Annotated in this window: 17 protein-coding genes; 11 read left to right on the top strand and 6 right to left on the bottom strand. The window is 63.8% G+C overall.

The annotated features are described in order from the left end of the window. The first annotated feature begins 73 nt into the window (after window positions 1-73). On the top strand, window positions 74-553 hold the full coding sequence (locus J2W40_RS08755; protein ID WP_310223939.1) for an Lrp/AsnC family transcriptional regulator: 480 nt from the start codon (window positions 74-76) through the stop codon (window positions 551-553). Window positions 554-563: 10 nt separating this feature from the next. Here the strand turns inward: J2W40_RS08755 and J2W40_RS08750 are convergent, their stop codons facing one another. From J2W40_RS08750 to J2W40_RS08735, 4 genes are all read right to left on the bottom strand, one after another. Next, on the bottom strand, window positions 564-1763 hold the full coding sequence (locus J2W40_RS08750; protein WP_310223937.1) for an SGNH/GDSL hydrolase family protein: 1200 nt from the start codon (window positions 1761-1763) through the stop codon (window positions 564-566). Window positions 1764-1831: 68 nt separating this feature from the next. Beyond that, window positions 1832-3115 carry an MFS transporter gene (locus tag J2W40_RS08745; protein WP_310223688.1) on the bottom strand — a complete coding sequence of 428 codons (1284 nt, stop codon included), beginning with the start codon at window positions 3113-3115 and terminating at the stop codon, window positions 1832-1834. Between the two features lie 133 nt (window positions 3116-3248). Further along, the gene (gene manD / locus J2W40_RS08740; protein ID WP_310223686.1) at window positions 3249-4460 is read right to left on the bottom strand and encodes a D-mannonate dehydratase ManD; all 1212 of its coding nucleotides are present in this window, start codon (window positions 4458-4460) and stop codon (window positions 3249-3251) included. Between the two features lie 14 nt (window positions 4461-4474). After that, window positions 4475-6850, bottom strand: a complete 2376-nt coding sequence (locus tag J2W40_RS08735; RefSeq protein WP_310223684.1) for a glycoside hydrolase family 3 N-terminal domain-containing protein — start codon at window positions 6848-6850, stop codon at window positions 4475-4477. Window positions 6851-7049: 199 nt separating this feature from the next. On the opposite strand from J2W40_RS08735, the gene J2W40_RS08730 reads away from it, so the two are divergent. Continuing rightward, a complete protein-coding gene (locus J2W40_RS08730) occupies window positions 7050-9194 on the top strand; it encodes an alpha-glucuronidase family glycosyl hydrolase (RefSeq protein ID WP_310223682.1) in 2145 nt (714 codons plus the stop codon). Window positions 9195-9269: 75 nt separating this feature from the next. After that, the gene (locus J2W40_RS08725; RefSeq protein WP_310223681.1) at window positions 9270-10340 is read left to right on the top strand and encodes a LacI family DNA-binding transcriptional regulator; all 1071 of its coding nucleotides are present in this window, start codon (window positions 9270-9272) and stop codon (window positions 10338-10340) included. A gap of 52 nt (window positions 10341-10392) precedes the next feature. Here the strand turns inward: J2W40_RS08725 and purB are convergent, their stop codons facing one another. Further along, window positions 10393-11709 carry an adenylosuccinate lyase gene (gene purB, locus J2W40_RS08720; protein ID WP_310223679.1) on the bottom strand — a complete coding sequence of 439 codons (1317 nt, stop codon included), beginning with the start codon at window positions 11707-11709 and terminating at the stop codon, window positions 10393-10395. Window positions 11710-11989: 280 nt separating this feature from the next. On the opposite strand from purB, the gene J2W40_RS08715 reads away from it, so the two are divergent. Next, window positions 11990-12397 (top strand): EF-hand domain-containing protein, encoded by a 408-nt coding sequence (locus tag J2W40_RS08715; RefSeq protein ID WP_310223677.1) that lies wholly within the window; start codon window positions 11990-11992, stop codon window positions 12395-12397. 107 nt (window positions 12398-12504) lie between these two features. Here J2W40_RS08715 and J2W40_RS08710 read toward each other — a convergent pair whose 3' ends face one another. After that, window positions 12505-12708 carry a hypothetical protein gene (locus J2W40_RS08710; RefSeq protein ID WP_310223675.1) on the bottom strand — a complete coding sequence of 68 codons (204 nt, stop codon included), beginning with the start codon at window positions 12706-12708 and terminating at the stop codon, window positions 12505-12507. A 208-nt stretch (window positions 12709-12916) separates the two neighbouring features. On the opposite strand from J2W40_RS08710, the gene J2W40_RS08705 reads away from it, so the two are divergent. Genes J2W40_RS08705 through pyrF form a run of 7 tightly spaced genes read left to right on the top strand, consistent with a single transcriptional unit; the run spans window position 12917 to window position 19127 of the window. Then, window positions 12917-14062: a fumarylacetoacetate hydrolase family protein gene (locus J2W40_RS08705; protein ID WP_310223935.1), complete on the top strand. Its 1146-nt coding sequence runs from the start codon at window positions 12917-12919 to the stop codon at window positions 14060-14062. After that, window positions 14059-14817: a D-xylose 1-dehydrogenase gene (gene xylB / locus J2W40_RS08700; protein ID WP_069066577.1), complete on the top strand. Its 759-nt coding sequence runs from the start codon at window positions 14059-14061 to the stop codon at window positions 14815-14817. The genes J2W40_RS08705 and xylB overlap by 4 nt, the downstream gene beginning before the upstream one ends. Then, window positions 14786-15694, top strand: coding sequence for an SMP-30/gluconolactonase/LRE family protein (locus J2W40_RS08695; protein ID WP_310223672.1), 909 nt, complete (start codon window positions 14786-14788; stop codon window positions 15692-15694). Before xylB ends, J2W40_RS08695 begins: the two co-directional genes overlap by 32 nt. Before the next feature lie 18 nt (window positions 15695-15712). Then, a complete protein-coding gene (locus J2W40_RS08690; protein ID WP_310223671.1) occupies window positions 15713-17125 on the top strand; it encodes a sugar porter family MFS transporter in 1413 nt (470 codons plus the stop codon). Between the two features lie 17 nt (window positions 17126-17142). Continuing rightward, the gene (locus J2W40_RS08685; protein WP_310223669.1) at window positions 17143-18015 is read left to right on the top strand and encodes an aldose 1-epimerase; all 873 of its coding nucleotides are present in this window, start codon (window positions 17143-17145) and stop codon (window positions 18013-18015) included. A 33-nt stretch (window positions 18016-18048) separates the two neighbouring features. After that, window positions 18049-18456, top strand: coding sequence for a lipopolysaccharide assembly protein LapA domain-containing protein (locus J2W40_RS08680; protein WP_310223667.1), 408 nt, complete (start codon window positions 18049-18051; stop codon window positions 18454-18456). Then, complete coding sequence (pyrF, locus tag J2W40_RS08675) at window positions 18453-19127, top strand: orotidine-5'-phosphate decarboxylase (protein WP_310223665.1); 675 nt, start codon at window positions 18453-18455, stop codon at window positions 19125-19127. The genes J2W40_RS08680 and pyrF overlap by 4 nt, the downstream gene beginning before the upstream one ends. Window positions 19128-19166: the final 39 nt, after the last annotated feature.

Genomic DNA, 19166 nt, shown 5'->3' with positions numbered 1-19166 from the left:
CGTCGATCTGCCTTATCCGGTCCGTTTGGATGGCGGATATGACTTATTCATGCCTCTATGCTAGGCAGCAATGATGGATAAAGCCGCCGCAATAGTCGATCTGGACGAATTCGACCGCAAGATCATCGCCGCTTTGGTGGAGGACGGGCGCATGACCGTGACCGATCTCGCGACGCTGGTCGGCCTGTCCAAGACGCCGTGCCAGGTGCGGTTGAAACGATTGATCGAAACCGGCGTGATCCATGGATTCCGCGCCATCGTCGATCCGGCCAAGCTGGGGATGGACCATGTCGCCTTTGCCGAGGTCAAGCTGAGCGACACGCGCGAATCGGCGCTGCGGGAGTTCAATGCGGCAGTGCGGCGGATCGCAGAAGTCGAGGAATGCCATATGATCGCGAGCAGCTTCGACTATCTGCTGAAAGTACGGACGGCGGATATTCGGCGCTATCGCATGGTGATGGGCGAGAAGATTTCCGCCCTACCCCATGTTGCCAGCACCTCCACCTTCGTGGCGATGGAGACGGTGCTGGATGCCGGGGGACGGCGGAAATAGCGTCTGCCGGTCAGTCGAACAGGTTGAGCGGGATCGCATCGCCCATCGCCCGATAGCCGCGCGGTGACGGGTGGAGTGCATCGCCGCTGTCATAGGCGGGGGCCAAGCGGTCGGGGCGTGCGGGGTCGCGGGTTGCGGCGTCGAAATCGATTACCGCGTCGAAATTGCCGGGTTGCCTGATCCAGGCATTGACGGCCTGGCGGTCGGCTTCATTCTGGGCATCGGCGTGATAATAATCATTGCCGACGAAGGGCATGACGGTCGCGCCGATCACCTTGATCCCTTTGGCGCGGACGCGGGCGATGATCTGGCGATAGACGCCGATGATGCGGGCGACATGGGCCTGATGCGCGGCGGTGCTGACAGGGGCTTCGCGGGTGAGCGTGCCGAGATCGTTGATCCCTTCCAGCAGGATGAGATGGGTGACGCCGGGCTGCGCCAAAACGTCGCGGTCAAGCCGGGCGAGTGCGTTGGGACCAAGGCCATCGTCGAGTAGCCGGTTGCCACCGATCCCCTGATTGACGATCGCGATGTGGCGGCGCTTTGGATCGGCCTGCAAGCGTTCGGCCAGCCGGTCGGTCCAGCGATCATTGCCGTTGGTGCTACTGTTCTTGCCGTCGGTGATCGAGTCGCCCAGCGCGACGATGAGTTGGGCGGGGGCGCAGCGTTCGACTTCGAGCGCGGCGAGGTTGAACCAATGGTCGAAGGTCGCCGCTCCGGCGAATTGCGGGTCGGACAGATGGTCGCCGGGCAGATGCCAGGAAGTCGCGCGCGATCCGGGATGCGCTGTCTGTTCGGGATCGGCGGCGGCGTAGCGGATCGAGATGGCGAGCGTGTCGAGCGCTTTGGCCGATAGCGTCACTGGGTCGGACAGATAGTCCGCGCCGGGCGGGATGATGACGTCGGGCTTGCCATCGAAGCGGAGCGCAATCCGGGTGGCGGGATCGATGGTGGGCGCGGCGGAACTGGTCGCGCGGGCTATGCTGGCGCCCAGGATGGGGAGCGGCCGGGTGCCGGCGAGGTTGGACAGGCGGACACGGACCCGGTTGCCGCTGACCGAGGGGCGGACGATCTGCCGCAGGGTCTGGTTCGCCAGCGTGCCGGGCGGGAGCGCGGCGTCGCCGGTGGGGCGGAATTGGGACGAGGCCCAGCCCGCGACCCAGGCCGGGGTGCAGCTTTGCGCATGGGCGGGCATGGCGGCCAAGGCCATGGCGATGCAGGCCAAGCGAACAGCGACCCGTACACTGGTTTGCCCTTTTCGCGGCAGGAGGGGGCGGGTCATGGTTCAGCCCTGATGGCGGCGCTATCGACTGTCTGATAGCGCGGGATGATGAGGTGGATGGTGGCGAGCGCGACGAGATAGGCGCAGGAGGCGACGGCGAAGATGGGACCATAGCTGCCGACGGTTTCGAGGATGACCCCGGCGAACTTGGCCATCATCATGCCGCCGACAGCGCCCGCCAGGCCGCCGAGGCCAACGACCGACCCGGCCATCCAGCGCGGGAAGACGTCGCCCGGCAAAGCGTACAGGTTGGCGGAGAAGCCCTGATGTCCGGCGCAGGCAAGCCCAATTAGCGCAACCGCTACCCACATATTGGGCGCGTGCGTGGCAAAGGCGATGGGGACGGCGCAGAGCGCGGCGAGCAGCATCGCGGTCTTGCGCCCGCGATTGATGCTCCAGCCCCGGCCGATGAAGCGCGACGACGCCCACCCGCCCGCGACCGACCCGACATCTGCCAGCAGATAGACGGCGATCAGCGGCGGGCCGAAGTCGAGCATCTCGACGCCATATTGTTTGTTGAAGAAATCGGGCAGCCAGAAGAGGAAGGTCCACCAGACCGGATCGATCAGGAAGCGCCCGGCCATATAGGCCCAGGTCTGGCGCAGGCGGAACAGGGTCGCCCATTTGACGGGACGTTGCGGCTCGACGGGATCGGTTTCGATCCAGGCCAGTTCCTCCGCGGTGAGGCTCTTTTTCTCGCGCGGGCTGCGGTAGAAGCTGAGCCAGGCGGCGAGCCATATGACCGTCAGCAATCCGGTCAGGATGAAGGCCCAGCGCCAGCCGAGGGTCACGGCGATGATCGGCACGATCAGCGGGGTCAGGATCGCGCCGACATTGGACCCGGCGTTGAAGATGCCGATCGCGAAGGCGCGCTCCTTCTTGGGGAACCATTCATTGGTCGCGGCGATGGCGGCGGGGAAGGTGCCAGCCTCGCCGATTGCGAGCGGAATGCGGGCGATCAACATGCCCGCCGTCGAGGTGAAGAAGATGTGCGCGACATGGCCGATGGTCCACAGCGACACCGCCAGCGTATAGCCGGCCCGCGCGCCGATCTTGTCGATCAGGCGGCCGAAAAAGACGTAGGAAATGCCATAGCCCGCCTGAAACCAGATGGCGAGGTCGGCATAGCCGCTCTCGCTCCAGTCATAGCGCGCCTGAAGATCGGGCTTGAGCGTTGGCAGGACGAGGCGATCGACATAGCTCAGCACGACAGCGAAGAAGAGCAACGCGCAGACGATCCAGCGGACTTTGCCGGAGGGTTTGGGGATCGCTATATTCATTGACTCATTCACCCGCCAGTTCCGCCTACATCCGTTCGCCCTGAGCCTGTCGAAGGGCGCGGACGTGCTTCGACAAGCTCAGCACGAACGGATGTGGGTGCCGTGAAAAACAACATGTGAATGGATAAGCCGATCACCAGTTGAACATCGTGCCGTCTTCCAGCCGGTTCACCGGCAGGAAGGCGCGGCTGTATTCGTACTGGGCGGCCAGTTCCTCGTCGATGTCGACGCCCAGGCCCGGTGCGTCGCCGGGATGCATCGCGCCGTCGGCGAAGGTGTAGGCGTGGGGGAAGACCGCGTCGGTTTCGGGCGTGTGGCGCATATATTCCTGCACGCCGAAATTGGGGACGCTGAGGTCGAAATGCAGCGCCGCGGCCATGCAGACTGGCGACAGGTCGGTCGCGCCGTGGCAGCCGGTGCGGACCTGATAGAGATCGGCGAGGTTTGCGATCTTGCGCAAATGGCTGATGCCGCCTGCATGGACCACGGTGGCGCGGATATAGTCGATCAGCTGGTTTTCGATCAGCTCGCGGCAGTCGTGGATGGAATTGAAAATCTCGCCCACGGCCAGCGGCGTCGTGGTGTGCTGGCGGATCAGCTTGAAGGCTTCCTGATTTTCTGCGGGCGTCGCATCCTCCAGCCAGAAGGGGCGATAGGGTTCCAGATCCTTGCCCAGACGGCCCGCTTCGACCGGCGTCAGGCGGTGATGGATGTCGTGCAGCAGGTGGACGTCCCAGCCCAGCGCTTCGCGCGCGGCTTTGAACAATTCGGGCACGACGCGCATATATTTGGACGTGTTCCAGACATTTTCGGTCGGCAGGTCGGCGTCGGCGGGTTCGTAGAAATATTTGTCCTTCGACACGCCATAGGTGGACGCCATGCCGGGCACGCCGCACTGGATGCGGATCGCCTTATAGCCCTGCCGCTGATAATCGAGCGCGACCGCTACCGTATCCTCGATCGTGGTGCCGTTGGCATGGCCATAGACCATCACATTTTCGCGGCTGGCCCCGCCGAGCAGTTGATAGACGGGCAGGCCCGCCAGCTTGCCCTTGATATCCCACAGCGCGGTATCGACGGCGGCGATGGCCGACATGGTGACCGGCCCGCGCCGCCAATAGGCACCCTTGTAGAGATATTGCCAGATATCCTCGATCCGATGGGCATCGCGCCCGATCAGGCAGGGAATGACATGGTCCTGCAAATAGCTGGCCACAGAAAGTTCGCGACCGTTAAGCGTCGCGTCGCCAAGGCCATAGACGCCGTCTTCGGTGACGATCTTCAGCGTGACGAAATTGCGGCCAGGGCAGGTGATGATGACTTTTGCATCAAGGATTTTAGGCATGAACGCGGTCCTGTTCAGATGATTTCAAGCGTGACGGTCTGGAGAGTTTCGCTGTCCGGGCCGACCATGATGTCGAAGAGGCCGGGTTCGACCACTTCGTGCATGTCGAGATTCCAAAGCGCGAAGGCATCGGGGCCGAGCGTGATGCGGACAGTGCGGCTTTCGCCCGGCGCGAGAGTGATTCGCTCAAACCCCTTTAATTCCTTGACCGGGCGGGTGACGCTGGCGACCTGGTCGTGCACATAGACCTGGACGACTTCGTCCCCTGCCCTGTCGCCCACATTTCGCACGTCGACCTCGACCGTCACCTGCCCGCCAGAACCGATGCGCGGTGCGGACAGGCGGGGTTGGCCAAATTCGAAGCGGGTGTAGCTGAGGCCGAATCCGAATGGGAAGAGCGGGGTGTTTTCGGCGAACAGATAGCCGCGCGTAGCGGAAGGCTTACGATTGTAGAAAATGGGAATTTGTCCCTCATTCCGCGCGACGCTGACAGGCAGTTTTGCACCGGGATTGACGTCACCGAAGAGAATATCGGCCATCGCCGTGCCGCCCTCCTGCCCCGGATACCAGCATTCGAGCAGCGCATTCGCGCCCTCCACTACGGTTGGATAGCTGGGCGGGCGACCGTTGATGGCGCAAACGATCACGGGCTTTCCGGTCGCCTTCATGGCTGCGAACAGCGCATTCTGTTCGCCCAGCAGATCAAGGCTGGTACGGTCGCCGAGATGGTTTTTGGCAAAGCCTTCGCGGCTGGTCTGTTCGGTGTCGCCGATCGCGAGGATGATGACATCGGCGCTATTCGCGACCTCGACCGCCTGGGCGATCAGGGCGCGGTTCTTTGCGGGATCGGCGAGCAGCACCTCGTCCGCCGAACGATCCTCGCTCTGGGTGATGAAGACGCCCTGGGCATGAACCACCTGCGCCTTGCCCTTGAGCTTGGCCTCTATGCCGTCGAGCAGCGACACTTCCTGGCGTGGGATCGAGGAATAGCCGCCAAGGCGCGCGACGGCAGCATTGGGGCCGATGACGGCGACGCGCTGCTGCGCGCCTGCGGTCAGGGGTAGCGTGCCGTCATTTTTGAGCAGCGCGATCGACTTGTGCGCGGCTTTCAAAGCGAGGGCGCGCGCTTCGGCGTTGCCGGTCAGCGTGGCATAATCTTTCCGCGGCCAAGGGTTTTCGAACAGGCCGGCGCGGAATTTGAGCGTCAACATGCGGCGCACGGCCATATCGACCGCTTCGACCGGCACCTTGCCCGCGCGCACCTGAGCCACCAGCGTCCGATAAGTCAGGCCGTCGGGCAGTTCGCAATCTACCCCGGCGCGTAGCGCGGCGCGGGCCGATGCTTCCGGGTCGGATTGGACATGGTGGATGGTGTCGAGTTCGTGGACCGCGCCATAATCGCTGACCACTGCGCCGTCGAAATGCCATTCGCCGCGCAATATGTCGCCGAGCAGCCACTGGCTTTGATGACTGGGGACGCCATCGATTTCATTATAGCTGGGCATAACGGCGGCGATGCCGGTGCGGCGGACGACTTCGCGGAAGGGCGGGAAGAAATTCTCGCGCAATTCGCGTTCGGAGATGGACGCGGGCGCGATATTCTGGCCGCTTTGGGGCTGGCCATGGCCGGTCATGTGCTTGAGCGTCGCCATCACCTTGTCCGGGCCAAGCTGCTTGCTTTCGCCTTGCAGGCCCAGCACAGCGGCGACGCCCATTTCGCCGCAGAGATAGGGGTCTTCGCCGAAGGTTTCCTCGATGCGCCCCCAGCGCGGATCGCGGGCGATATCGACCACCGGGGACAGAGCAAGATGCACACCGCGGGCGCGGACTTCGCGGGCGGTGACGGATTGGATGTCGTGCATTAGCTGGCGGTCGAAACTGCCCGCCAGGCCGATCGCCATCGGGAAGCTGGTGGCCTCGGTCGCCATATAGCCGTGCAGCGATTCTTCATGGAACAGCACGGGGATGCCCAGTCGGGTGTCCTCGATCGCCCATTTCTGGATCGCGGTAATGAAGGCGACGGTGTCCGCCGGGGTGCGCCAGCGCGCGCCGACGCCGCCCGCCTGTTGCGACCCGTCGGGCGCGCCGCGCTTGTCGGATGGGCGCGTGATCTGGCCGAAACTCGCCGGATAGGCCTTACTCGCCTTGGCCGGGGAGAAGGTCAGGCCGTCCATGATGTCGGCCTTGGTCGCCCAGAGCGCGATGATCTGGCCGACCTTTTCCTCCAGTGTCATGCGGCCGAGAAGGTCGCGGACGCGCAGGTCGATCGGCGCGGTCGCATCCTTGTAGAGCGGGCCGTTCTTTTTCGCGGCCACGGCCGGGGTTGCCGTGGCGAGCGACGTGGAAGCCAACAGTCCAAGCGCCTGGCGTCGCGCAACAGTCATGGTCATTACGTCATCAGGACGATCGAAACCGTCCCCCGGATCAATATGGCGCGATAATGATTCATGATTCCTCTCTCCCACTGTGCCGCACGGTCATGTTTCTGCTTGCCGGACCGCTCCTGATAGCGTTACCATTGGTAAGGCAAGTCGCGCTTGTCAATGCCCGATCACGGGTTGACGAAGCTGACACCGGGGAGAGGAACGGATGATCGCGCGCCTATTTTGCTGGATGATGGCTGTCGCCTTGGCCAGCCTGACACCCTTGGCACGGGCAGAAGATGGCTATGACCTCTGGCTGCGCTACATGCGCGCAGACGCTGCAACATCTGCACGGATCGCAGCCCATGGACAAGTGATCGCTGCGCCCGGCGACAGCGCCACGATGCAGGCCGCACGAAACGAATTGCTCCGTGGCATCACAGGCCTGACCGGCGCAACACCCACCCTGTCCAATATCGTCGCGCCGGGTGCGCTGTGGCTGGCGACGCCGCGGACCGCGCCCGCGCTGCCGCTCAAGCTGGAGGGGCTGGGCCAGGAAGGCTATGCGATCCGGTCGATCCGGGTCGAAGGCAAGCCGGTGACGCTGATCGCGGCGCAGGGCGAGATGGGGCTGCTGCATGGCGCCTTCCACTGGCTGCGGCTGGCGCAATCGGGCGCGGCGCTCGATGCGATGGATATACGCAGCGCGCCGCGCATCGGCCTGCGTCTGCTCAATCATTGGGACAATCTGGATGGCACGGTCGAGCGCGGCTATTCAGGGTCTTCGATCTGGGACTGGTGGCGGCTGCCCGACTGGAAGGGGCCGCGTTATGCCGACTATGCCCGCGCCAATGCGTCGATCGGCATCAACGGCACCGTCCTCAACAATGTGAATGCCAAGTCGGATAGCCTGACCGCGCCCTATATCGCCAAGGCGGCGGCGCTGGCCGATGTGTTCCGGCCCTATGGCATCAAGGTCTATCTGTCGGTCAAATGGACCGCGCCGATGGAACTGGATGGGCTCAAGACCGCCGATCCGCTCGACCCGACCGTTGCTGCCTGGTGGAAGGCCAAGGCCGACGAGATTTACAAGGCGATCCCCGATTTTGGCGGCTTCCTGGTCAAGGCCAATAGCGAGGGGCAGCCGGGTCCGCAGGATTATAAGCGCACCCATGCCGATGGCGCGAACATGCTGGCCGCCGCGATGAAGCCGCATGGCGGGATCGTGATGTGGCGCGCCTTCGTCTACGCGCATGACAATCCCGACGATCGCGCGAAGCAAGCCTATGCCGATTTCAAGCCGCTCGATGGCCAGTTCGCTGACAATGTCATCGTCCAGGTCAAGAATGGCGCGATCGACTTTCAGCCGCGCGAGCCGTTCCATCCGCTGTTCGGAGCGATGTCCAGGACGCCGTTGATGATGGAGTTTCAGATCACCAAGGAATATCTGGGGCAATCGACGCATCTGACCTATTTGGGGCCGCTGTTCGAGGAGACGCTGAAAAGCGATACCTTTGCCAAGGGCAAGGGATCGACCGTTGCCAAGGTGATCGACGGGTCGCTGGACGGGCACAGGCTTACCGGGATTGCGGGCGTCGCCAATATCGGCACGGATCGCGACTGGAGCGGGTCGATCTTCAACCAGGCGGACTGGTATGCGTTCGGGCGGATGGCTTGGAACCCGGACCTGACCGCCGATGCGGTGGCGCGCGAATGGACGGCGCTGACCTTCACGCCCGACAAGGCGGTGGTCGAGCCGGTGGTCGCGATGATGATGGGATCACGCGAGGCGGCGGTGGATTATATGACGCCGCTGGGCCTGGCCCATGTGATGGACACCGGCCACCATTATGGTCCCGGTCCCTGGGTGTCGGAATTGGCGCGGCCCGAATGGAACCCGGTCTATTATCATAAGGCGGATGCGACCGGGATCGGCTTTGACCGGACCAAGAGCGGCAGCAATGCCATCGCCCAATACGCGCCGCCGCTGGCCAAACGGTTCGCCGATCCGCGCACGACGCCGGAGCGGGACTTGCTGTGGTTCCATCATCTGCCTTGGGGCTATCGGCTGGCGTCGGGCGAGACGCTGTGGGATGGGATGGTCCATCGCTATGACCGGGGCGTTGCCTATGTCGCGGGGATGCGCGCGACGTGGGAAGGGCTGCGTCCGATGGTCGATGGGGAGCGCTTTGCGCAGACGCAGACTTTCCTCGCCATCCAGCAAAGGGAAGCGCAATGGTGGCGTGACGCGAGCATCGCTTATTTCCAGTCGATCGCCCGTCGCCCCCTGCCCGCCGGGGCCGCGTCGCCGCCGGAGAGCCTGGAAGCCTATAAAATGCGCAAATTCCCCTATGCGCCGGGCAATCCGTGATTTTTCGCTTTAATCCGACGGGGTGATGTCGCTACCACTTCGGCGACATCATTACCGACCCGAAAGTACCCCGCATTGACCGATACCCGATCCTCCCGCCGTCAGCGCAATGCCCCCACGATCAACGACGTGGCGCGCCATGCCGGGGTATCGCCCATGACGGTGTCGCGCGTCATCAATGGCGAGCAGGTGGTGCGCCCGGCGACCAAGGCGAAGGTCGATGCCGCCATCGTCGCGCTCAACTATGCCCCCAGCGCGGCCGCGCGCAGCCTGGCGGGGGGCGATGAACTGCGGATCGGCCTGCTCTACAGCAACCCGTCTTCCTCCTATCTGAGCGAATTTCTCGTCGGCAGCCTGGACCAGGCGAGCCGCAGCGGCGTCGATCTGGTCGTCGAGAAATGGGACGAGCAGACATCGGTGAAGGCGGTGGTCGATCATCTGCTGCGCGGGCGGATCAACGGCGTCATCCTGCCGCCGCCGCTGTGCGACCTGGAGGAAATGGTGGCGGCGTTGAAGGCCGCCGATATTCCCGCCGTCGCGGTGGCGACGGGCCGGGCGCCCGGCGACCTCGCCGCGGTCAGCATCGACGATTTTCAAGCCGCCTATGAAATGACGCGCCACCTCATCACGCTTGGCCATTCGCGCATCGGCTTCGTCAAAGGCAACCCCAACCAGACTGCGAGCGGCAAGCGGTTCGAGGGCTATCTCGCGGCGCTGAGCGAAGCGAACCTGCCGGTGCTAGATGAACTGATTGCGCAGGGCTATTTCACCTATCGGTCGGGGCTGGACGCGGCCGAACAGATATTGTCGCTGCTCGATCCGCCCACCGCCATCTTTGCCAGCAACGACGATATGGCGGCGGCGACCGTGGCGATCGCGCATCGCAGCGGGCTGGATGTGCCGGGCGACCTGACGGTGTGCGGGTTCGATGACACGTCGCTCGCCACCACCATCTGGCCCGAACTGACCACCATCCGCCAGCCGATCAGCGACATGTCGCGCGCGGCGGTGGAGGTGCTGGTGCGGTTGCTGAAAGGACGGCGCGGCGCGGACATGGCGTCCGAACATCTGGTGCTGGCGCATAAGCTGGTGCGGCGGCAGTCGGACGCCGCGCCGAGGATGCGGCCGAGGTTGGGTGTGCGATAACGGCCTGTAGTTCCTGTTCCCCGGCTTTCGCCGGGGAACAGAGTCTATAGATTTACGCCTCGCCGAAGACGCGGTGGAAGATCGTGTCGACCTGCTTGAAATGATAATCTAGGTTGAATTTTTCCTCAATCTGTTCGGGCGGCAGCGCGGCGGTAACGTCGGTGTCGGCTTTGAGCAGTTCCAGCAGCGATAGCTGGCCGTCCGATTCCCACACTTTCATCGCGTTGCGCTGGACATAGCGATAGCTGTCCTCGCGGCTGACACCGGCCTGCGTGAGCGCGAGCAACACCCGCTGCGAGTGGACAAGGCCGCCCATCTTATCGAGATTCTTCATCATCCGCTCAGGATAGACGAGCAGCTTGTCGATCACCCCGGTCAGGCGACCCAGCGCGAAGTCGAGCGTGATCGTCGCATCGGGGCCGAAGAAACGCTCGACCGACGAATGGCTGATATCGCGTTCATGCCAGAGCGCGACATTTTCGAGCGCGGGCACGACGGCGGCGCGCACGACGCGGGCAAGGCCAGTGAGGTTTTCGGTCAGCACCGGGTTGCGCTTGTGCGGCATGGCGCTGCTGCCCTTTTGGCCGGGCGAGAAATATTCCTCCGCCTCCAGCACTTCGGTCCGCTGCAAATGGCGGACTTCGACCGCGAGGCGTTCGATGGACGAGGCGATGACGCCGAGCGTCGCGAAGAACATGGCGTGACGATCGCGCGGGATGACCTGGGTCGAGACGGGTTCGATCGCGAGGCCCAGTTTCTCGGCGACATGATCTTCCACGCGCGGGTCGATATTGGCGAACGTGCCGACCGCGCCGGAAATGGCGCAGGTGGCGACTTCGGCGCGGGCCGCGATCAGGCGCGCCTTGCAGCGGGAAAATTCGGCATAGGCTTCGGCCATTTTGAGGCCGAAGGTGACGGGTTCGGCGTGGATGCCATGGCTGCGGCCGATGGTCGGGGTCAGCTTATGTTCGAAGGCGCGGCGCTTGATGACCGCGAGCAACTGGTCGAGATCCTCGATCAGCAGGTCCGACGCGCGGGCAAGCTGGACCGCGAGGCAGGTGTCGAGGACATCGCTCGACGTCATCCCCTGATGCATGAAGCGGGCTTCGTCGCCCACCTGTTCGGCAACCCAAGTGAGGAAAGCGATGACGTCATGCTTGGTGACAGCCTCGATCGCGTCGATCGCGGCGACGTCGATCACCGGGTTTGTCGCCCACCAGTCCCACAAGGCCTTGGCGGCCGAAGGCGGCACGACGCCCAGCTCGCCCAGCTTCTCCGTCGCATGCGCCTCGATCTCGAACCAGATCTTGAAGCGGGCTTCCGGCTCCCAGAGGGCGGTCATTGCGGGGCGGGAATAGCGAGGGACCATGAGCGAATCCTGCAACTGGAGGAGATAGGATGCCGCGCCGCCTAGCAGCGTCGGCAGCGCGGGGCAAATCGGCGGGCGGCCCTATCCGTGCCGGTCGGCATGCCGCACGCAGCCGATACGCCAAACAAGATGAATTGACGCGATTCGCAAGACGAATGGGGCAAGATAAATGGATGTTCAGGAACAATAGCGGCAGTTCATCTATTCTTATTGCACTATTCAAGCAGTATTGATGCTAATTCAATATCGCGAAAAACGGGTCGCTTAAGAGGAGATTGTCATGATCCGCACTCTATTGTTCACTACCGCTCTGGCCATCGCCGCGCCCGCCATGGCGCAGCAAGATATGATGCCTGATACCGCCACGCCACAGACTGCCCCGGCCCAGCCCGAAATGGCAACACCGCAGGCGGCGACGCCCGCCAATCCCGCCAACACGGTGGCGACCATCGTTGATACCGAATTTCCGGCCTATGATACAGATGGTGATGGCAAGCTCAGCCAGACGGAATTTTCCCGCTGGATGGTGGCGCTGAAGGCGCAGGAAACCAAGGCCACGGGTCAGACCCTTCCCGAAGCGGAGGTCACCGCCTGGGCCAACGGAGCCTTTGTGACCGCTGATACCGACAAGAATGCAACGATCAGCAAGCCTGAACTCGTCACCTATCTGAGCGGTGGCGCGGGCTGACACAGACGAGAATTTCCCGACCTGTCACGAAGGAAGGGATAAGGGTCAGTCGGGTCGCACCGACGGCGGCATGGCAGCAACGCCATGCCGCCTTTTTTTTGCGCGTATCAGGACCGCTTGCGGGTGTAGAGCAGCGCTGCGACGATCGCGGCCGAGCCGATGCCTACCGCCGCGCCGGTCCAGGCCGTCTTGCTTATCGAACGGCTAACTGCGTTCACCATATCCAGGGTGGTAGGCTCATCGTCCGGCAATCCTGCGGCGGGAGCATCATCTGCGCCGTCCTGCGGCGCGCCCTTGTCTGAGTTATCCATAATGAGACAGGTTATGGCAAAGTCCGGCAACGATGAAAAGATGACATATGCGCCTGCGCGCGCGGGCAAGCATTTTTTCCATACACCGTCATGAGCGCAGGGCGGGATGGCAGCGATAGCCGAAGATTCGCGACGTGCCCCCTTGACTTCATCCCCGGATTTATGTTGGTAGCGCTATCAATCAAGAGTATTTGTTTAGGAGTTGATGATGCCGGGGGACCATGTCTTGCTCGACGCCCTGCCCGCCGATTGGCGCGCGGGCCGCTTTCTCGGTCGCGTGCTGACAGCCGCTGGCCCCAGCCCGATCCTGGTCGATCAAGGCATCGCCTATGACATGAGCAAGGTGGCCCCCACCGTCGCCCAGTTGGTGGAGATGCTCCCGCTCGGCAGCGATGGCGGCGAAGCATTGGGTGCGCTCGATTCTTTGGAACTCCCGCTGCTCAGCCCCGTCGACCTGCAATGCGTCAAGGCGGCGGGCGTGACCTTTGCCCTTTCGGCGATCGAGCGCGTCATCGAGGAACGGGCGCGCGGCGATGCCGGTGCCGCTGCGGCCATTCGCGGCCGCCTGGAAGAGCGGGTCGGCGGGTCGATCCGCGCCGTGGTGCCCGGATCGCCTGAGGCCGCCGCGCTCAAGGCGGCGCTGATCGAAGACGATCTGTGGTCGCAATATCTGGAGGTCGCGATCGGCCCGGATGCGGAGGTCTTCACCAAGGCGCCGGTGCTGGCGACCGTGGGTGCGGGCGCGCAGATCGGCATCCGGTCCGATTCCACCTGGAACAACCCGGAACCTGAAATCGTGCTGATCGGCAATTCGGCCGGGAGCGCTATCGGGGCGACGCTGGGCAATGACGTCAATCTGCGCGATTTCGAAGGGCGCTCGGCGCTGCTGCTCGGCAAGGCGAAGGACAATAATGCCTCCTGCGCGCTGGGTCCGCTCATCCGCCTGTTCGACGACGGCTTCACCATCGACGATGTACGCAATGCCGAAGTCGCGCTGACCATCGACGGGCCGGAAGGCTATCGTCTGGAGGGCAGCAGCAGCATGAACCAGATCAGCCGCGATCCGCTGGAGCTGATGCGCCAGACCATGTCGGAGCATCAATATCCCGATGGCTTCGCGCTGTTCCTGGGCACTTTGTTCGCGCCGGTGCAGGACCGCGACGAGCCGGGTCGCGGCTTTACCCACAAGGTCGGCGATATCGTTGCTATCGCCACCCCCCGCCTCGGCAAGCTGGTGAACGAAGTCGTGACGTCGAAGGACGCGACGCCATGGACCTATGGCCTGACCGCGCTGATGATGAACCTGGCCGAACGCGGCCTGCTGAAAGCCGCCAAAGAGAAAGCCGACGCATGAAACGCGCATCCTACCCCAGCCTTGCGGGCAAACGGGTGTTCATCAGTGGCGGTGGCAGCGGTATTGGCGAGGGACTGGTCGAGGGGTTTGTTGCGCAGGGCGCGCATGTCGCCTTTTGCGATATCGCCGTGGCCGAGAGCGAAGCGCTGGTAGCGCGCCTTAGCGATGCGGCCTTCACGCCGATTTTTCACGCGATCGACCTGTGCGACATCGACGCGGTGCAGGCGATGATGGCGCAGGTCGAGGCGGAACTGGGCGGTATCGACATCTTGATCAACAATGCCGCCAATGATGATCGCCATACGATCGAAGAGGTTACGCCGACCTATTGGGACGAGCGGATGGCGGTAAATTTGCGCCATTTGTTCTTCGCCGCGCAGGCGGCCGTTCCGGCGATGAAGCGCGCGGGCGGTGGCGTGATTCTGAATTTCGGGTCGATCAGCTGGCACCTCGCCTTGCCCGAACTGGTGCTGTACCAGACCGCCAAGGCGGCGATCGAGGGGCTGACCCGCAGCCTGGCCCGCGACCTTGGCCGCGACAATATCCGCGTCAACACGATCATTCCGGGCAATGTCAAAACGCCGCGCCAGCTCAAATGGTACACGCCCGAAGGCGAAGCGGAAATCGTCGCCGCGCAATGCCTGGACGGGCGCATCATGCCGGTCGACGTCGCCGCGCTGGCCATGTTCCTGGCGTCGGACGATGCCCGCTATTGCACCGGCCATGACTATTTCATTGATGCCGGCTGGCGCTGAGATGGTCGGGCCAACGCCAAAAAGCGTGCTGAGCGTCGGCGCGATACTGGGCGAAGGCCCGATCTGGGTCGCACGCGACGCCGCGCTGTGGTTCGTGGATATAAAGGGCCATTGCGTCCACCGTTTCGACCCCGCGCTCAATGTTGCGCGGAGTTGGACCACGCCCGGACAGGTCGGATGGATCGTGCCGACCGCTGACGGCATGTTCGCGGTCGGGCTGCAGTCGGGCATCCACCGCTTCGACCCGGCGAGCGCCAGCTTCCGACTGCTGCACGCACCCGAAGCGCATTTGCCCGGCAACAGGCTCAACGACGCGACCGTTGCGCCGGACGGGGCGCTATGGTTCGGATCTATGGATGATGCGGAAAAGGCTGATAGCGGTCACATCTATCGGTTGCATCAGGGCACCTGCGTCAATGTCGGCCTGCCCCCGGTCTCCATCACCAATGGTCCGGCGCTTTCGCCCGATGGCCGAACGCTTTATCATACCGATACGCTCGGTCGCCATATCTGGCGCACCACGCTCGACGCCGATGGCGCGATCGGCGAAACGTCGCTCTTTACAACGATTGAGGATGGCGCGGGCTATCCCGATGGGCCGACGGTGGATGCCGAAGGCTGCCTGTGGACGGGCCTCTTCGGTGGCTGGGCGGTGCGGCGCTATGATCCGGCGGGCACGCTGATACGCGAAATCCGCTTTCCCGTCGCCAACATCACCAAGATCGCGTTCGGCGGCGACGACCTGTCGGTCGCCTATGCCACGACCGCGCGCAAGGGATTGGACATGACAGCGTTGACAGAGCAGCCCCTTGCGGGTGATCTGTTCGCCTTCGACCCCGGCGTCGCAGGATTGCCGGGCCATGTCGCAACGATATAAGATTTGGGAGAATGACGGATGAATGAGGGGAGCGCCGAGAAGGTCAACATGGCCTTCATCGCAGCGATCGTCGCGGTGGCGACGATCGGCGGGTTCATGTTCGGCTATGATTCGGGTGTCATCAATGGCACGCAGAAGGGGCTGGAAAGCGCCTTTGACCTGGGCAAGCTGGGCATCGGCATCAATGTCGGCGCTATTCTGGTCGGCTCTTCGGTCGGCGCGTTCATGGCGGGACGGATGGCCGACCTCATCGGTCGCCGCGGCGTCATGATGCTGGCGGCCATATTGTTCCTCGTCAGCGCGCTGCTGGCGGGCGCGGCCGGGTCATCCGCCATCTTCATCTTCGCCCGCATCATCGGCGGCCTGGGCGTGGGCGCGGCCAGCGTCATTTCGCCTGTCTATATTTCCGAAGTCACGCCAGCGGCGGTGCGCGGGCGGCTGTCGAGCGTCCAGCAGGTGATGATCATTTCCGGCCTGACCGGCGCGTTCATCGCCAATTTCGTGCTGGCGCGCTATGCGGGCGGATCGACCGCGCCGCTGTGGCTCGACTTCCCGGCGTGGCGCTGGATGTTCTGGTTGCAGGCGATTCCTGCCGCTATCTATCTCGTCGCCCTGCTCTTCATCCCCGAAAGCCCCCGCTATCTGGTCGCACGCGGCCGGGATGCGGACGCCGAAGTGGTATTGACCCGGCTGTTCGGCCCGCTGGAAGCCGCACGCAAGGTCGCGGAAATCCGCGCCAGCCTCGCCGCCGATCACCACCGGCCCAAATTGTCCGACCTCATTGAAAAGACGAGCGGCAAGATCCGTCCGATCGTGTGGACCGGCATTGGCCTGGCAGTGTTCCAGCAGTTGGTCGGCATCAACGTCGTCTTCTATTATGGCGCGACGCTGTGGGAAGCGGTGGGCTTTTCCGAAGACAATGCGCTGCAGATCAACATCCTGTCGGGCGTGCTGTCGATCGGCGCGTGCCTTGGCGCGATCGCGCTGGTGGACAAGATCGGTCGCAAGCCATTGCTGCTGATCGGTTCGGCCGGTATGGCGGTAACGCTGTCGGTCGTGGCCTATGCCTTCTCCACCGCCGTCACCGGCGCGGATGGCGCGGTGTCGCTGCCCGGCCATAACGGGTTGATGGCGCTCATTTCCGCCAATCTCTATGTGATCTTCTTCAACCTGAGCTGGGGTCCGATCATGTGGGTGATGCTGGGCGAAATGTTCCCGAACCAGATTCGCGGTTCGGGCCTGGCCATCGCCGGCTTTGCCCAGTGGATCGCCAATGCAGCGATTTCGGTCAGCTTCCCTTCGCTGGCCGTCTCGCCGGGGCTGGTATGGACCTATATGGGCTATGCCCTGTTCGCCGCGATCTCCTTCTTCTTCGTGCGCAAGATGGTGTATGAGACCAAGGGTCGCGAGCTAGAGGATATGGTCGGCTGAGTAACGAGACGATCCTGTTGCGGGCGGGAGGGCTGGAGGCAGCGCTCTCGCCCGCTTGCGGCGGGGCGCTGCGCTGGCTCGCGCTCGATGGCACCGATTTGTTGCGGCGCGCGCCGGAGGGGAGCGTCGATCCGCTCGATATGGCGAGCTTTCCGCTGGTGCCCTATGCCAATCGCATCGCGGACGGGCGCTTCTGTTTCGCAGGGCAGGACTATCACCTGCCGCTCAATTTCGGCGATCATCCGCACAGCCTCCACGGCCATGGCTGGCAAAGCGGCTGGGCGGTGACGGAACAGAGCGATGATGCCGCGCAATTTACGTTGGTACATCGCCCGGATGCGCGCTGGCCATGGGCGTTTACCGCGCGGCAGCATATTGCGCTCAGCCCCGATGCGATCGTCCTGACGCTGGCGCTGACCAATGATGCTGATGGTGATGCGCCGGTCGGGTTGGGTTTTCATCCCTATTTTCACGCCGATGCCGACACGCGCCTGCAATTCGCGGCGGGCAGCCTGTGGCTGTCCACCCCTGACATGCTGCCCGAACGATCCGTGCCTGCCGACACGCTCGGCGACTGGTCGCGGCTCGCCCCGGTGCAGGGCGACAGCCTGATCGACAATGTCTACGGCGGCTGGGACGGTCTGGCGATCGTGGAACGGGGGGACGGGCTGCGCCTGATGCTGACGGCGAGCGGCGCGGACTGGCTGCATGTCTATCGGCCGCCCGGCTCCGATGCCTTTTGCCTGGAGCCAGTCAGCCATATGCCCGACGCCCTGAACCGGGCCGACGGCATGGCGATACAGCCCCCCGGCGCAACCCGCAGCCTGTCCATGTGCATCGAAATCGACAAAAGCGATCAGGCGCTTCCGAAATCCGCAAGGATCGCCTAAGCTGCATCGCAACAGCAGCATGAGGTAAAGCCGATGCAATTTTTGCGGACTGCCTTCTGGGTCGTCATCGCCGTCGCCCTCGCCTTCTTCTGCATGGCGAATTATGTTCCCGTGACCGTTCGCCTGTGGGGCGATCTGGTGATGGAAACCAAGCTGCCGGTCCTGCTGATCGGTGCCTATCTTCTGGGTGCCCTGCCCTTCTGGATCGTGGCGCGCGCCACACGCTGGCGCTTGAAGCGGCGGCTCGACAGCACCGAACGGGCGCTGGCAGCGGTCACCACGCCGCCTGTGCCGCCTTTGGCACCCGCCAGCCCCGTCGAGACAGCCGCCGTGGCCGCAGAACCCGCTCCTGCGGCTCCCGCAGCAGCAGGTCCGGCGTTGACCCCGGTAACGCCGACCCCTTCCCCACCCTCGCCTCTTTCGCCCGCAGGACCAGCATGAGCAGCCCCATCTATGTCGCCATCGACACGCCAGACCTCGCCAAGGCGCAACATCTGGCCGGGCAGGTGCGCCATCATGTCGGCGGCCTGAAACTGGGCCTCGAATTTTTCTGCGCCCATGGCCATCATGGCGTGCTGGAGATGATGAAGTTCGGCCTGCCGATCTTTCTCGACCTCAAGCTGCATGATATTCCCAATACGGTGGCCAAGGCGGTGCAGGCGCTGCATCTGCTGGAGCCTGCGATCCTGACCGTCCATGCGGCAGGCGGCCGCGCCATGCTGGAGGATGCCAAGGCGGCGGCGGGCGTCAATACGAAGGTGGTGGCGGTGACCGTGCTGACCAGCCTGGACGATGGCGACCTGCTCGACATCGGGGTCGGCGGTAAGGCCGAGGACCAGGTGCGGCGGCTCGCTGACCTCGCGCAAAGCGCCGGGCTGGACGGCATCGTCTGTTCGGGCGAGGAAGTGGCGATGGCCAAGAAGGCCTGGCATGACGGCTTTTTCGTGGTGCCGGGCGTGCGGCCCGCTGGCGGCGCAATGGGCGACCAGAAACGCGCCGTGACCCCGCGCCAGGCGCTGGACCGGGGTGCGTCGATATTGGTGGTGGGGCGGCCGATCAGCCTGGCGGAAAATCCCGACATGGCAGCGCGCGAGATCGAAGCGACGCTATAGCCGTTTAAGCGCAAGGCGTCTGACCCTCCACCAGGGAAG

It is taken from the genome of Sphingobium xenophagum (assembly GCF_031457465.1).
GTDB classification, from domain to species: Bacteria; Pseudomonadota; Alphaproteobacteria; order Sphingomonadales; family Sphingomonadaceae; genus Sphingobium; species Sphingobium xenophagum_A.
The sequence above is the reverse complement of the archived record's forward strand: the minus strand, read 5'-3'. Positions and strand labels throughout refer to the sequence as shown.

Excerpts from the sequence above, each read along its gene's own strand:
- J2W40_RS08755 (WP_310223939.1), top strand. The coding sequence starts at position 74 with ATGGATAAAGCCGCCGCAATAGTCGATCTGGACGAATTCGACCGCAAG.
- J2W40_RS08750 (WP_310223937.1), bottom strand. The coding sequence starts at position 1,763 with ATGGCCTTGGCCGCCATGCCCGCCCATGCGCAAAGCTGCACCCCGGCC.
- J2W40_RS08745 (WP_310223688.1), bottom strand. The coding sequence starts at position 3,115 with ATGAATATAGCGATCCCCAAACCCTCCGGCAAAGTCCGCTGGATCGTC.
- manD (WP_310223686.1), bottom strand. The coding sequence starts at position 4,460 with ATGCCTAAAATCCTTGATGCAAAAGTCATCATCACCTGCCCTGGCCGC.
- J2W40_RS08735 (WP_310223684.1), bottom strand. The coding sequence starts at position 6,850 with ATGACCATGACTGTTGCGCGACGCCAGGCGCTTGGACTGTTGGCTTCC.
- J2W40_RS08730 (WP_310223682.1), top strand. The coding sequence starts at position 7,050 with ATGATCGCGCGCCTATTTTGCTGGATGATGGCTGTCGCCTTGGCCAGC.
- purB (WP_310223679.1), bottom strand. The coding sequence starts at position 11,709 with ATGGTCCCTCGCTATTCCCGCCCCGCAATGACCGCCCTCTGGGAGCCG.
- J2W40_RS08715 (WP_310223677.1), top strand. The coding sequence starts at position 11,990 with ATGATCCGCACTCTATTGTTCACTACCGCTCTGGCCATCGCCGCGCCC.
- J2W40_RS08710 (WP_310223675.1), bottom strand. The coding sequence starts at position 12,708 with ATGGATAACTCAGACAAGGGCGCGCCGCAGGACGGCGCAGATGATGCT.
- J2W40_RS08705 (WP_310223935.1), top strand. The coding sequence starts at position 12,917 with ATGCCGGGGGACCATGTCTTGCTCGACGCCCTGCCCGCCGATTGGCGC.
- xylB (WP_069066577.1), top strand. The coding sequence starts at position 14,059 with ATGAAACGCGCATCCTACCCCAGCCTTGCGGGCAAACGGGTGTTCATC.
- J2W40_RS08695 (WP_310223672.1), top strand. The coding sequence starts at position 14,786 with ATGACTATTTCATTGATGCCGGCTGGCGCTGAGATGGTCGGGCCAACG.
- J2W40_RS08690 (WP_310223671.1), top strand. The coding sequence starts at position 15,713 with ATGAATGAGGGGAGCGCCGAGAAGGTCAACATGGCCTTCATCGCAGCG.
- J2W40_RS08680 (WP_310223667.1), top strand. The coding sequence starts at position 18,049 with ATGCAATTTTTGCGGACTGCCTTCTGGGTCGTCATCGCCGTCGCCCTC.
- pyrF (WP_310223665.1), top strand. The coding sequence starts at position 18,453 with ATGAGCAGCCCCATCTATGTCGCCATCGACACGCCAGACCTCGCCAAG.